Source organism: Nonomuraea sp. NPDC048826, assembly GCF_043198225.1.
Classification (GTDB): domain Bacteria; phylum Actinomycetota; class Actinomycetes; order Streptosporangiales; family Streptosporangiaceae; genus Nonomuraea.
The window spans coordinates 146,178-159,437 of the sequence record NZ_JBICUQ010000004.1 but is presented as its reverse complement, the minus strand read 5'-3'; the positions used below and the strand labels follow the sequence as shown (position 1 = coordinate 159,437).

Below are 13,260 nucleotides of genomic sequence, written 5' to 3'. Positions count from 1 at the left end.
CCTGTCACGGAGCCTGGGCCTAGAGTGCCGCGTATGCAAGCTTTATCCCGGGCATCCTGTGCCGCGCTCACCGCGGCCGCGCTCGCCGCCGGCCTCCTGTCGGCACCCGCATCCGCGACCCCCGCGGGCCCCTGCGACACCCCGCCCGACCGGGAGATCGCCGAGGTCCAGGGCAGCGGCGCCGCCACCCCGCTCGCCGGGCAGACCGTCCGGGTCGAGGGCGTGGTCACCGCCGACTTCCAGCGCACCGACCAGCTGAGCGGCTTCTTCCTGCAGGACCCCACGCCGGACGCCGACCCGGCCACCTCCGACGCGCTGTTCGCCTTCGCCCGCGACTCCTTCAAGGACGTCAAGGTCGGCGACCGCGTGCTCGTCACCGGCCGCGCCGTCGAGTTCAACGGCTGGACCGAGCTGTCGCCGGTGACCGCCGTGGACGTGTGCGGCACCGGGACCATCGCGCCCCAGCGCTATCGGCTGCCCAGCGCCGACCTGGAGCCGGTGGAGAACATGCTGCTCACCTTCGGCCAGCGGCTCACCGTCAACGACACGTACAACCTGGGCCGCTTCGGCGAGGTCACGCTCTCCTCCGGCGGCAGGCTCTTCCAGCCGACGGACCGGCCCGGCGTGGACGCCGCCGAGAACGCCCGCCGCTCGCTGCTCGTCGACGACGCCTCCAACCAGCAGAACCCGGCCACGCTGCCGCCCATCGTGCGCGCCGGCGACAGCGCCACCGGCATCACCGGCGTCCTCGGCTACGGCTTCGACCGCTACCGGCTGCAGCCCACCCGGCCCATCCGCTACCAGAACACCAACCCGCGCCTGCCCCGGCCGTTCCCGGTGCTCGGCAACGTCAAGGTGGCCTCGTTCAACACGCTCAACTGGTTCACCACGATCGGCTCGCGCGGCGCGAGCACCGCCGAGGAGCAGCAGCGCCAGCTCACCAAGCTCGTCGCCGCCGTCAAGGGCATCGACGCCGACGCCATCGGCCTCATGGAGGTCGAGAACAACGGCCAGACCGCCCTGCAGGCGCTGGTCGACGCGGTCAACGCCGAGATGGGCGCGGGCACGTACGCGGCGCTCACCCATCCCTTCCCGGGCACCGACGCGATCCAGGTCGGCCTCATCTACAAGCCGGGCAAGCTGACGCCGGTGGGCCAGGCCCGTTCCTCGGAGGACCCGGTGTTCAGCCGCCCGCCGCTGGTGCAGACCTTCCGCCGCAAGCGCGGCGGCCAGCCGTTCACCATGGTCGTCAACCACCTCAAGTCCAAGGGCTCCTGCCCCGACAGCGGGCCCGACGCCGACCAGGGCGACGGCCAGGGCTGCTGGAACCCGACCCGGGTGCGGCAGGCGCAGGCGCTGCTCGGTCTCATCGGCGACCTGCCGGCGCCGCTCGTGCTCGGCGACCTCAACGCCTACGGCGAGGAGGACCCGATCAAGACCCTCGAAGCCGGCGGTCTCACCAGCCTCACCAAGCGGTACGTGCCCGCCCCGCTGCGCTACAGCTACCTCTTCGACGGGCTGGCCGGCGAGCTCGACCACATGATGGCGAGCAAGCAGCTGCTCAAGCGCGTCACCACCGCCACGATCTGGCACGCCAACGCGGACGAGCCGCGCATCCGTGACTACAACACCGAGTTCAACCCGCCTGATCTCTACCGGCCCGACGCCTTCCGCTCCTCCGACCACGACCCGCTGGTCATCGGCCTCACCCTCCCGGGCCACTGACCCCGCCGATCACCGCCCGGGCCGCGTGCGCGCGGCCCGGGCCTCGGCATGGAATGCTGGTGGGGGGTACGTGGTTGTCACGGAGACAATCACCGGAAGCGGACCGACGTCAGAGGAGCCACTTGTGGCGACCATCGAAGTAACCGAGAAGAACTTCAACGACATCGCCGACAAGGGGATCGTCCTGCTCGACTTCTGGGCGGAGTGGTGCGGTCCTTGCAAGATGTTCGGCCCGATCTTCGAGAAGGCCTCGGAGCAGCACGCGGACATCACGTTCGGCAAGATCGACACGGACCAGGAGCAGGCGCTCGCCCAGGGCTTCGAGATCCGGTCCATCCCGACCCTGATGGCCATCCGCGACGGCATCGTGGTCTTCGCCCAGCCCGGCGCCATCCCCGCCCCGGCTCTCGACGACCTCATCCGTCAGGTGCGCGCGCTCGACATGGACGAGATCAGGGCGGAGCTCGACAAGGAGCTCAAGAACGCCCAGAAGAACTGACCCACTCCGGCACGGCCCCGCCTCCGGGCGGGGCCGCCGTGCTGTCCGGAGGCGTTACAGCCTGCGTCCGACCGCCGCGTAACCGGGGCTGCGCCGCCCGGAGCCGGACGCCTGCTCCTCCTCGGGACGCCAGTCCTTCGGGTCCACCAGGCCCGGCTCCAGCACCTCGTAACCCTCGAAGAAGCGCAGGATCTCCTCGTGCGTGCGCAGGTGCAGCGCCGCCGTCGACTGCTTGTAGACCTCCAGCGCCTGCGGCGTGAGATCGGGCTTGTCGTCGATGGCGTGGCTGAGCACCAGATGGCTGCCGGGCACGCTCACCTCACGCAGCTTCCCGATGAGCCCGTACGCCTCCTCGTCCGTCAGGAAGTGGAGGATGGCCAGCATCATGAACGCGACCGGCCGGTCGAAGTCGATCAGCGGCCGGAGCTGCTCCAGCAGTTCCTCGGGCTTGCGCGCGTCGCCCTGCAAGAAGTCGACGTTCTCGCCGCGGGCCAGCAGCGCCCGGCCGTGCGTGCACACCACCGGGTCGTTGTCGACGTACACCACCCGGGAGCCCACCGCGATCTCGTGGGTGTTGCCCTGGGTCGGCAACCCCGCACCCAGGTCCACGATCTGGTCGACGCCGTTGGCGGTCACCAGGCGCACGGCCCTGCGCAGGAAGCCGCGGTTCTCCTGGGCATGCTGTTTGGTGTTGGGGAACAGCTGCAGAATGCGCTCGGCCGCCTCCCGATCCGCCGCGAAGTTGTCCTTGCCGTCGAGGTAGAAGTCGTACATCCTCGCGACGTTGGGCACGTTCGGATCGACGCCATCCGGAGCTCTGTCCACCACATCTCCCAAAATTTCCGGCTTGTGCCGTTGATCATAGAAGATGTCCCGGGCCGCCGGGTGACGACGGCCCGGAAAGTGAGACGTGCTCAGCCCCGGTACAGCTCGGCCACCCGGAAGGCGAGATCGAGCGACTGGCTCCGGTTGAGCCGCGGGTCGCAGGCCGTCTCGTAGCGGGTCGCCAGGTCGTCCTCGGCGATCTCGTGACCGCCGCCGACGCACTCGGTCACGTCGTCGCCGGTGAACTCGATGTGGATGCCGCCCGGGTGGGTGCCGAGCGCGCGGTGCACCTCGAAGAACCCGGCCACCTCGTCGAGCACGTTGTCGAACCGGCGGGTCTTGTGACCGCTCGGCGCCTCGAACGTGTTGCCGTGCATCGGGTCGCACACCCAGGCCACCTGCGCCCCGGCGGCCGTGACCTCCTTGACCAGCGGCGGCAGGTGCTCGCGGATCTTGGACGCGCCCATCCGGGTGACGAAGGTGAGCCGCCCCGGCACGTTGTCCGGGTTGAGCTTCTCCACCAGCGCCAGCGCCTCCTCGGGGGAGGTGGTCGGGCCCAGCTTGACGCCGATCGGGTTGCGGATCCGGGAGAAGAACTCCACGTGCGCCCCGTCGAGCTGGCGGGTGCGCTCGCCGATCCAGACCATGTGCGCCGACACGTCGTACGGAAGACCCGTGCGCGAGTCGATGCGGGTGAGCGCCTGGTCGTAGTCGAGGATCAGCGCCTCGTGCGAGGAGTAGAACTCCACCGAGTGGAACTCCTCCGGCTCGGCCCCGCACGCCCGCATGAAGGCCAGCGCCTGGTCGATCTCGCGGGCCAGCCGCTCGTAGCGCCGGCCGGCCGGGGACTCGGCCACGAAGTCCTGGTTCCAGGCGTGCACCTGGCGCAGGTCGGCGTAGCCGCCCTTGGTGAACGCGCGGGCGAGGTTGAGCGTGACCGCCGAGGAGTGGTAGGCCTTGAGCAGCCGCCACGGGTCGGGGCGGCGCGTCTCGGGCGTGAAGTCGAAGCCGTTGACCATGTCGCCCCGGTAGGCGGGCAGCTCCAGGCCGTCGCGCACCTCGGTGCCCTTGGACCGCGGCTTGGCGAACTGGCCGGCCAGGCGGCCGATCTTGACCACCGGCACCTTGCCGGCATAGGTGAGCACGATCGCCATCTGCAGCAGGGTCTTGAGCTTGTTGCGCACGTTGTCGGCCGTCGCGCCGGCGAACGTCTCCGCGCAGTCGCCGCCCTGCAGGACGAACGCCTCGCCCCGGGTGACGGCGGCCAGGTCTTCCTTGAGCTGGTCACACTCTCCGGCGAAGACCAGCGGGGGCAGGCCGCCGAGCTCGGCGACGACCTTGTCGAGCTCGCCGCGGTCAGGCCAGTCGGGCTGCTGGGCCGCGGGCAGGGCTCGCCAGGAATCGAGGTTCAGCGAATTGCTCAGTGCGCTCACGACATACGAGGGTATTCCACCGGCCCCACCTGGCCGACCGCAATGTCCACGTTGTGAGAAGGCCGTTCCAGCTTGACAGCATCCACGGACGCCGAGCTGCCGAATCACGGGTAGTGAGCCGCCTCTCACCACCACGGGAGTGGGCATGGACGACGAACTCCACACCCTGTCGGGCGCCTACGCGGTGCACGCGCTGCCGCCGGCCGACGTCGCGCCCTTCGAGGCGCACCTGTCGAGCTGCCGCACGTGCCCGTCAGAGGTACGCCGCCTGCGCGAGGCGGCCGCCCGCCTGGCGCTCGCCGTCGCCACCCCGCCCCCCGCCTCCCTGCGCCCCCGCGTCCTCGCCACCGCCCACGCGCGACACGCCACCCTCCGCCTCCCACGCGACCTCCTCACTCCGGGCCCCCCTTCCGTGACCCCGGGCCCGTACCGCCGTGACCTCCTCACCCCGGGCCCCCCTTCTGAGGCCCCGAGCCCGTACCGCCGCGACCTCCCCGGCCCCGAGGCTCCGGGTTCCGCGCGCCGGGGGCCCAACGGCGACGCGCCGGCGTCGTACGCCTCCGGCGAGGACCTCGCCGAGACCGTCGTCCTCATCCCGCGCCGGGCGCCCGAAGCGGACACCCGGCCGGGCGCGCCCCCCGCCGGGGACCGGACGCTGTGGGAGGCCGCCGGGCCGGTCGCGCACGTGGTGCCGCGGCGGCGGTGGCTGGGGAAGGCGGCGGCGGGGCTCGCGGCGGTGTCCACGGCCGCCGCCGTCGCGCTCGGCGTGGTCGCTTTCGACGCCCGCCGTGACCTGGGCGAGCTGCGGGCCGGGGACAGCGCGCTCGCGACGGAGGTGGCCGCCGTCCTGGCCGCCCCGGACGCCCGTACGGTACGGCACCGCGTCGCCTCCGGCGGGACCGGCGTGGCCGTCGTCTCCCGCCTGCGGGGACGCGTGCTCTTCACCTCGTCGGGCATGCCGGAGTTGCCGCCGTCCAAGGTCTACGCTCTGTGGCTGATGGGACCGGACGGCGTCCGCCCCGCCGGGGTGCTCGACCGCGGCGCGGACGGCCTCACCAGGCCCGTGCTCGCCGACCTGCGGGGCGACGGTCATCTCGGCCTCACGGTCGAGCCCGCGGGCGGCTCCGGCCGGCCGACCACCCGGCCGATCCTGTTCGCCGAGCTGCCCGCGGCCTGAGCCGGACCGTCGCCCAGGCCGCGGGACACCCTGATAGTCGGAATTGTGACCATAAAGGGTGAAGACGGGCGGCCCGTTCTGACGGATAGTGCTGGGCATGCGAAGATCAGCGGTGCTGATGACGACGCTCGCCGCAGCCGCCGTCCTGGGCGCGCCCCCGGCCGCGGCGACCCTCGGCCACGTGGCGGAGCCCGGCGCGGCGACCGTGACCCCCGTCCAGGTGACCGGCCCGCCGGAGAAGCGGTTCAACCTCATCGTGATGGGCGACGGATACACCGCGGCGGAACAGGACGAGTTCCGCCAGGACGCCGACCGCCACCTCAACGTCCTGTGGTCGATCGAGCCGTTCAAGTCGTACCGCGACTACCTGAACGTCTACCGGATCGACATCGTCTCCGGCGAGTCCGGCGTCAGCTGCGACCCGGACCTGACCTCGCCCCGCAGGAGCACGCCGCTCAGCATGGGCTTCTGGGGCCGGTGCAACCCCGCAAGCGTGCAACGGCTGATCACCATGGACAACGCGGCCGCCACCCGCTACGCGAACCTGGTCACCGGCACCGCCTCCGCCAACCGCCAGATCCTCGCCCTGGCCAACAGCGGCACGTACGGGGGAGCGGGCGGCTCCTACGCCACCGCCTCCGGCAGCAACGCCATGTCCGCCCTGATCAGCCCGCACGAGCTGGGCCACTCGCTCGGCGGGCTGCAGGACGAGTACGACTACTACCAGCGCGGCGTCCCCGGCGGCCCGTACACCGGTCCTGAGCCGGACTCGGCGCACCACACGCTGCTCACCGAGCAGGAGATGCGCGACCAGCGCAGGAAGTGGTGGCGCTGGCTGGGCGAGCCCAGCGAGTCGGGCGGCCCGATCGGCCGCTACCAGGGCGGACTCTACGCGGGCACCGGCGTGTGGCGGCCCAGCGCCCACTCGATCATGAAGAGCCTCGGCTACTCCTTCGACCAGGTCGGCCGCGAGGTCATGACCCAGCGGATCACCGCCAAGACCATGGTCATCCACGACTCCGCCCCCACCGGCGCCCCGGTCGGCGCCGACCGGGTGCTCTGGGTCGAGCCGATGCGTCCCGCCGGCCACGGCCTCGTCACCACCTGGACCGTCGACGGCCGCGCACTGGACGGCGACCGCGACGCCCTCGACCTGCGCGCCCTGGACCTGACCCCCGGCACGCACACCGTCACCGCCACGGTCACCGACCCGACGGACTTCGTCCGCGACCCCGCCGTCCGCGACGCCATGACCCGCACCCGTACCTGGACCGTGGACACCGCGCTCACCACCCCGCCGGACGGGATCGAGCCGGGCCTCGTCTCCTCCACGCCGACGAACCGGCCGGTCGGCCGCGACGAGGTCGTGTACGTGGAGACCACCCACCCGGCCGCCGCCGTGCCCGAGGTCGCCTGGCGGCTCGACGGCGAGCGGGTCGGCGGCTCCGGCGCCGAACTCGACCTGGGCGCGCTCGACCTCGCGACCGGCGCCCACCGGCTGACCGCCACGGTCGGCGCCGACACCCTCACCTGGACCGTCGACGCCACCCCGCCCACCACCGGCTACGAACTGTCGCCGCCGCTGGCCAGGTCCGGCCACACCTACGTCTACAACGGCCCGTTCACCATGCGGCTCACCGGCGACGACGACCAGGACGGCTACCTGGTGTCGGAGTCGCGGGTGGACGGCGACGGCTGGTTCAACTACTTCGGCTGGCCCACCTCGTCCGAGCTGCCGTGGACGTTCAGCGAGGACGGCACCGTCATCGACCACCTCGTCTTCGGCAAGCTGCCGCGCGGCCGGCACACGGTCGAGTACCGCTCGATCGACGCCGCTGGCAACTACGGCGAGCCGGGGGAGTTCACCGTCACCACGATCGCCCCGCCGCCCGCCTGCACCCGCACGATCACCGGCGAGCACCGCGGCCCGCTGACCGTCACCGGCGGCGTCACCTGCCTCGACGGTGCCCGGGTGACCGGCCCGGTGGTCGTGGCCCCCGGCGCGTCCCTCGTGGTCACCGGCGGGCGCATCACCGGCACGCTCACCGCGTCGCGGGCCGCCGCCGTGCACCTGCTCGGCACACGCCTGGACGGTGCGGCCGGCGCCGACAGGACCGGCTCGCTGCAGATCGTCTCCGCCGACCTGCGCGGCGCCGTCCTGCTCACCCGCAACGACGCGCCGATCCTGTCGGGCAGCACGGTCAAGGGCGCGCTCGCCTGCTCGGGCAACACGCCCGCCCCCGCCGACCTGGGCGTGCCCAACACGCTGCGCGGCGCCGGCGCCGGGCAGTGCGGCGAGCTACGCGACGGTCCCCTGGGCCAGAGGTACGAGGCGGTCCAGCACGCCGGAGAGTGAGGCCGTGGAGAGATCCCGAACCCGGGCGTACTCGGCCTCCGGATACTGCCGGGGGCCGTTCTCCACCAGGAGGATCAGATAGAGGTACGCGCGATACAGGTCGAGCCGCACCCGCGCCGCCGGGGTGAGCTCGAACGGCGTCACCTCGCGGTAGCCGATCACCAGCGGGTCGTCCTCACGCAGCTCGGCGAAGATCGTCGGGGTGATGAACTCGGCCAGCGGGTCGCCCCAGAACGCCCGCTCGTGGTCGATGATCGCCTGGATCCGGGGACGCCCCGACAGGTCCAGGAACACGTTGCCCGGCCAGATGTCGAAGTGGACCAGGCGCGGCGTGGTCACCTCGTCGAGCGCGGGCGCGGCCGCCGCCAGCAACTCGCGGATGCGCGGCACCGGCGCGGGCAGCGGCGTCGGGTAGCGCACCGTGTCGCCGAGCAGCGCGTCGACCATGGCGAGGAAGGCCTCGCGCCAGGTCGAGCCGGTGATCCCGGCGTGCGGGTAGCCGAACACCGGGCCCGTGACGGCGTTCAGCCGCGCCAGGTGGCGGCCCAGCTCCATGCGGAGCTCCGCCTCGCACTCGGGCGTGACGGCCGGAACGGCGGCACCGCCGCGGGAGACGTGGTTCCAGGGGACGCCGTCGAGCGCGGCCAGCATGAGGTAGTCGCCGCCCAGCACCGGGTCGTCGAACCCGGCCCGTAACAGCGCCGCGACCGGCACGCCCGCCGCCGTGGCGAGCTCGCAGGCCGCCGCCTCCATCCGCAGCAGGTTGCGCTCGTAGCTCAGCTGGTCGAGCTCGGGCGGCGGCGAGAGCTTGCAGACCACGTCGCGGCCGTCGTCCAGGCGCAGCCGCCACACCGCGTTGGCGAAGCCGTCGGTCAGCTCGGCCTGCTCCGCCACGCCGGCGCCGAGCGCCCGCCTGGCCAGCCCGTCGAGCTCCTGCCGGGACAACCGGCGTTTGGTCCTGCTGTCCACGGCGTCCTCCTCAGGCCGCGCCCGCGGGTCGGCGGCTCGCTGTCGGGCGGCTACGCCGAGGCGCGCCGCACCAGATGGGTGTCGAGGATCACGACCGGCTGGCGCAGCGCCTCGCCGTTGATGCGGGCCACCAGCAGCAGCGCCATCTGCCGGCCCATCGCCTCCGTCGGCTGGTGGACGGTGGTCAGCGGCGGGTCGGCGTGCAGGGCGGCCTTCGAGTCGTCGAACCCGATCACCGCCACGTCGTCGGGGATCGCCCGGCCCGCCGCCTTCAGCACCCGGACGGCGCCCAGCGCCATCGGGTCGGAGGCGGCGAACACCGCGTCGAGGTCGGGGTGCGCGGTCAGCAGCTCGGTCATCGCCGCCGCCCCGCTCTCCTCGGAGAAGTCGCCGTACGCGACCAGCTCCGGCAGGCCGGAAGGCAGCAGCGCGTCGCGGTAGCCCGCCAGACGGTCGACGCCCACGCCCATGTCCTGCGAACCGGCGATGGCGGCGATGCGGGTGCGGCCGAGGCCCAGCAGGTGCTTGACCGCCTGCCTGGCCCCGGCCCGGTTGTCCATGTCGACGTAGCTGTAGGGAGACAGGCCGACGGGGCGGCCGCCCAGCACGGTCGGCACGCCCATCGCCTCCAGCCTGCCCGGCAGCGGGTCGGCGCCGTGCAGCGACAGCAGCAGCACGCCGTCGACGTGCTGCCCCGTCAGGTAGTGCTGCAGCCTGGCGTGCTCCTCGGGGGTGCGCGCCATGGCCAGCAGGAGCTGCAGGCCGGTCTCCGACAACGCCGAGCCGATGCCGCGGATGGTGCCCGCGAAGTAGGGCTCGTCGAAGAGCCGGCCCTCCGACTCGGAAACGACCAGCGCGACGGTGTCGGTGCGGCGGGTCACCAAGGTGCGGGCCGCCCTGTTGGGGACGTAACCCAGCTCCTGGATCGCCGCCTGCACCGCATCGCGCGCCTTCTGGCTCACATTGGGGGAGCCGTTGATGACTCTCGACACCGTGCCTCGGCCGACCCCGGCCCGGGCGGCGACTGCCTCAAGAGTCGGTCGGTTCATGGTGCCTATTCTGCCGGATGATCTCGGCGTACCAGTTCGCGCTTTCCTTCGGCAGCCGCTCCAGCGTCTCGTAGTCGACCCGGACGATGCCGAAGCGCTTGCCGTAGCCCCAGGCCCACTCGAAGTTGTCCATGAGCGACCAGGCGAAGTAGCCCTCCAGCGGGACCCCGGCGTCGATGGCCTCGCGGCAGGCGCGCAGGTGGGCCTCGAAGTAGGCCCGCCGCTCCTCGTCGCGCACCCGGCCGTCCACCAGGACGTCGTCGAACGCGGCGCCGTTCTCCGAGACCACCAGCGGGGTCCGCGGGTAGTCGCGCGCCACCCTGGTGAGCACCTCCACCAGGCCGTCCTCGTCGATCTCCCAGCCCATCGCGGTGACCGGGCGGCCGCCGTTCACGAACGAGACGTTCTCGCTGCCCACCCAGGGCGAGGCCGTGTCGGTCGGCGCCGCCGCCGCCGAGGCCCGGCCGCCCGGAGCTCCGGACACCGTGAACCGGCTGTAGTAGTTGACCAGCAGCAGGTCGATCGGCGCGTTGATGGTCTTGAGGTCGCCGTCCTCGATGAAGGCCAGGTCCATCCCCAGGTCGTCGAGGACGTCCTGGGGATAGCGGCCGGTCAGCAGCGCGTCGAGGAAGAACCGGTTCTGCAGCCCGTCGATGCGGCGGGCCGCGTCCTGGTCGGCCTCGCTGGCCGTGGCCGGGGTGATCGCGTACAGGTTGACGCAACCGCCCACCCGGCGTGCGCCCATGGACTGGACCGCCAGGCCGTGGGCGAGGTTCAAGTGGTGCGCGGCCCGGATGGCGTTCTCGGGCTCGCGGCGTCCCGGAGCGTGCTCGCCCGAGGCGTATCCGAGGAAGGCCGCGCACCACGGCTCATTGACGGTGCTCCACGTGTGCACCCGATCCTTCAGCGCTTCGTGCACGATCGCCGCGTAGTCGGCGAAACGCAGCGCCGTGTCCCTGGCCGGCCAGCCGCCTCTGTCCTCCAGGGCCTGCGGCAGGTCCCAGTGGTAGAGCGTCAGCCACGGGTCGATCCCGTGTGACAGCAGCTCGTCGATCAGGCGCTTGTAGAAGTCAAGCCCCTTCTGGTTGACGGCTCCGGATCCGTCCGGCTGCACGCGGGGCCAGGACACCGAGAAGCGGTAGGCGCTCAGCCCCAGCTCCGCCATGATCCGTACGTCGTCGCGGTAGCGGTTGTAGTGGTCGATGGCGACGTCCGCGTGCTCGCCGCCCACCACCCGGCCCGGCGTCTTGGTGAAGGTGTCCCAGATCGAGGTGCCGCGGCCGTCGGCCGTCACCGCGCCTTCGATCTGGTAGGCCGAGGTGGCCGCACCCCACGCGAACCCGGTAGGGAATCGCAGCTCGGAGCGGGTCTGTTCCTCCTGAGTCGTCACGCCTTGACCGCACCTTCCATCAGGCCGCCGACGATCTGGCGGCCGAACAGGACGAAAACAATGAACAGAGGGAGTACCGAGGCGGCGGTGCCGGTGAACAGCATCACGTAGTCGGTGCCGTGGGCCTGGTTCAGCGCCGCGATCGAGGTCTGCACCACCGGGTTCTCCGGCAGCAGCACGATGAGCGGCCACATGAACTCGTTCCACGTCTGCATGAACACCAGCAGGGCGAGCACCGCCATGCCGGGCCGGAGCGCGGGCAGGATCACCCGGCGGTAGATGCCCAGCGTGGACGCCCCGTCGACCCTGGCGGCCTCGACCAGCTCGTCCGGCACCGCCTGCGAGGCGTACTGCGTCATCATGAACACGCCGAACCCGTTGACCAGGAACGGCAGGATCACCGCCTGCAGCTGTCCGGTCCAGCCGAGCGTCACCATGAGCTCGTACAACGGCACGATGCCCATCTGCTGCAGCGGCACCATCATCGTGATCAGGATCAGCCCGAGCAGGATCTTCGAGCCGCGGAAGCGCAGCTTGGAGAAGGCGAAGCCGGCCAGGGTGGAGATGATCACCACCGACACGGTCACGGTCGTGGCCACGATCGCCGAGTTGATCAGCCCGGTGAGGAAGTAGGCGTCCTCGGTGGTGAGCAGCCGCTCGACGTTCTCGCCCAGGTGGCCGCCCGGCAGGAAGGGCGGCGGGTTGTTGAGCGCGTCGTCGTTCGTCCGCGTCGCCATGATGAACATGTAGTAGATGGGATAGGCCGACAGCAGCAGCGCCAGGGCGAGCACGACCTTAGTGAGAGCCCCCGCGTCCCACAGCCGGTTGACCGGTTGCTTGGTCATCGTGCACCCCCGATGCGGCGCGTGAACCAGTAGTTGATCATGGTGCCGACGAGGATCAGCACGAACAGCAGCCAGGCCGCGGCCGAGGCGTATCCGATCTTGAAGCCGCCGCGGAAGGCCTGTTCGACGATGAACATCGCCACCGTCTGGTACTGGCCGGTGGTCCCGCCGGTCATCATCTGCTCGCCCTCGAACATCACCGGCTCGGTGAACAGCGTCAGGCCGCCGATGGTGGAGATGAAGACGACGAACACGATGGTCGGCCGGAGCATCGGCAGCGTGATCTGCCAGAACTGCCGGCGCGGGGAGGCGCCGTCGATGGCCGCGGCCTCGTACAGGTCCTTGGGGATGGTCTGCATGGCGGCGAGCAGGATGATCGCGTTGTAGCCGGTCCAGCGCCAGTCGACCATCGTGGCGATGGCGATCCAGGCGGACCACTTGTCGTTCTGCCAGGCGATCGGGTCGATTCCGGCGAGCCCGAGTATCCAGTTGAACAGACCGTAGTCCCGGCTGTAGAGCTGGCTGAAGACGACCGCCACCGCGACCACCGAGGTGATCATCGGCAGCAGCACGCCCAGGCGCAGCAGCAGCCGGCCGCGCAGGCGCTTGTTGAGCGCGTTGGCGAGCAGCAGGGCCAGGACCAGCTGCGGCACGGTGGCCAGCACGAACATGCCGACGGTGTTGAACACCGCGTTCCAGAACTCGGCGTCGGCGATCAGCTTGGTGTAGTTCTCAAGACCGGCGAACTCTCGCTTGCCCGCCAGCTCCGCGTCGTAGAGCGAGAGCCAGAACGTGTAGAGCAGAGGGAAGACGCCGAAGATGGCGAAGAGCAGGAAGTAGGGCGAGACCAGGAGATAGGGCATCCCCTTCAGGTCGAATCGCCCGGCCCGCCTGCCCGGCCTGGCCCGCCGGGGCGACGCGTGCCGGGGCGGCGGCGCGAGTTGGAGAGTCATGGAAGCCTTTCGAGCCAGATCGGGAGTGGCGCCCGCCCT

11 protein-coding genes are annotated in these 13,260 nt (G+C 71.4%); 4 read left to right on the top strand and 7 right to left on the bottom strand.

Annotated elements, in window-relative coordinates:
- Positions 1 to 33 precede the first annotated feature (33 nt).
- Positions 34 to 1,725, top strand: a complete 1,692-nt coding sequence (locus ACGFI7_RS15225) for an ExeM/NucH family extracellular endonuclease (protein WP_393404272.1) — start codon at positions 34 to 36, stop codon at positions 1,723 to 1,725.
- Between the two features lie 124 nt (positions 1,726 to 1,849).
- Positions 1,850 to 2,224 (top strand): thioredoxin, encoded by a 375-nt coding sequence (gene trxA / locus ACGFI7_RS15220; protein ID WP_393404270.1) that lies wholly within the window; start codon positions 1,850 to 1,852, stop codon positions 2,222 to 2,224.
- A 54-nt stretch (positions 2,225 to 2,278) separates the two neighbouring features.
- Here trxA and ACGFI7_RS15215 read toward each other — a convergent pair whose 3' ends face one another.
- Both ACGFI7_RS15215 and ACGFI7_RS15210 read right to left on the bottom strand, forming a co-directional pair.
- A complete protein-coding gene (locus ACGFI7_RS15215) occupies positions 2,279 to 3,049 on the bottom strand; it encodes an SAM-dependent methyltransferase (protein WP_393404267.1) in 771 nt (256 codons plus the stop codon).
- Between the two features lie 89 nt (positions 3,050 to 3,138).
- Complete coding sequence (locus ACGFI7_RS15210; RefSeq protein WP_393405663.1) at positions 3,139 to 4,473, bottom strand: class II 3-deoxy-7-phosphoheptulonate synthase; 1,335 nt, start codon at positions 4,471 to 4,473, stop codon at positions 3,139 to 3,141.
- 154 nt (positions 4,474 to 4,627) lie between these two features.
- Here ACGFI7_RS15210 and ACGFI7_RS15205 point away from each other — a divergent pair, with 154 nt between their 5' ends.
- Positions 4,628 to 5,659 carry an anti-sigma factor domain-containing protein gene (locus tag ACGFI7_RS15205; protein WP_393404264.1) on the top strand — a complete coding sequence of 344 codons (1,032 nt, stop codon included), beginning with the start codon at positions 4,628 to 4,630 and terminating at the stop codon, positions 5,657 to 5,659.
- A 97-nt stretch (positions 5,660 to 5,756) separates the two neighbouring features.
- Positions 5,757 to 8,015: a M64 family metallopeptidase gene (locus tag ACGFI7_RS15200; protein WP_393404261.1), complete on the top strand. Its 2,259-nt coding sequence runs from the start codon at positions 5,757 to 5,759 to the stop codon at positions 8,013 to 8,015.
- On the opposite strand, the gene ACGFI7_RS15195 is transcribed toward ACGFI7_RS15200, so the two are convergent.
- The 5 genes from ACGFI7_RS15195 to ACGFI7_RS15175 are packed head-to-tail and all read right to left on the bottom strand — an operon-like array spanning position 7,959 to position 13,221.
- Positions 7,959 to 8,984: a phosphotransferase family protein gene (locus tag ACGFI7_RS15195; protein WP_393404258.1), complete on the bottom strand. Its 1,026-nt coding sequence runs from the start codon at positions 8,982 to 8,984 to the stop codon at positions 7,959 to 7,961. The genes ACGFI7_RS15200 and ACGFI7_RS15195 overlap by 57 nt on opposite strands.
- A gap of 50 nt (positions 8,985 to 9,034) precedes the next feature.
- Entirely contained in the window at positions 9,035 to 10,033 is a 999-nt protein-coding gene (locus ACGFI7_RS15190) for a LacI family DNA-binding transcriptional regulator (protein WP_393404255.1), read from the bottom strand.
- Positions 10,014 to 11,423 (bottom strand): GH1 family beta-glucosidase, encoded by a 1,410-nt coding sequence (locus tag ACGFI7_RS15185; RefSeq protein ID WP_393404252.1) that lies wholly within the window; start codon positions 11,421 to 11,423, stop codon positions 10,014 to 10,016. The genes ACGFI7_RS15190 and ACGFI7_RS15185 overlap by 20 nt, the downstream gene beginning before the upstream one ends.
- Positions 11,420 to 12,268 (bottom strand): carbohydrate ABC transporter permease, encoded by an 849-nt coding sequence (locus ACGFI7_RS15180; protein WP_393404249.1) that lies wholly within the window; start codon positions 12,266 to 12,268, stop codon positions 11,420 to 11,422. Before ACGFI7_RS15180 ends, ACGFI7_RS15185 begins: the two co-directional genes overlap by 4 nt.
- Positions 12,265 to 13,221: a carbohydrate ABC transporter permease gene (locus ACGFI7_RS15175; RefSeq protein WP_393404246.1), complete on the bottom strand. Its 957-nt coding sequence runs from the start codon at positions 13,219 to 13,221 to the stop codon at positions 12,265 to 12,267. The genes ACGFI7_RS15180 and ACGFI7_RS15175 overlap by 4 nt, the downstream gene beginning before the upstream one ends.
- Positions 13,222 to 13,260: the final 39 nt, after the last annotated feature.

Bases quoted from the DNA above. Each gene is read 5' to 3' on its own strand.
- ACGFI7_RS15175 (WP_393404246.1), bottom strand. From the start codon at position 13,221: ATGACTCTCCAACTCGCGCCGCCGCCCCGGCACGCGTCGCCCCGGCGG.
- ACGFI7_RS15205 (WP_393404264.1), top strand. From the start codon at position 4,628: ATGGACGACGAACTCCACACCCTGTCGGGCGCCTACGCGGTGCACGCG.
- ACGFI7_RS15200 (WP_393404261.1), top strand. From the start codon at position 5,757: ATGCGAAGATCAGCGGTGCTGATGACGACGCTCGCCGCAGCCGCCGTC.
- ACGFI7_RS15190 (WP_393404255.1), bottom strand. From the start codon at position 10,033: ATGAACCGACCGACTCTTGAGGCAGTCGCCGCCCGGGCCGGGGTCGGC.
- ACGFI7_RS15225 (WP_393404272.1), top strand. From the start codon at position 34: ATGCAAGCTTTATCCCGGGCATCCTGTGCCGCGCTCACCGCGGCCGCG.
- ACGFI7_RS15180 (WP_393404249.1), bottom strand. From the start codon at position 12,268: ATGACCAAGCAACCGGTCAACCGGCTGTGGGACGCGGGGGCTCTCACT.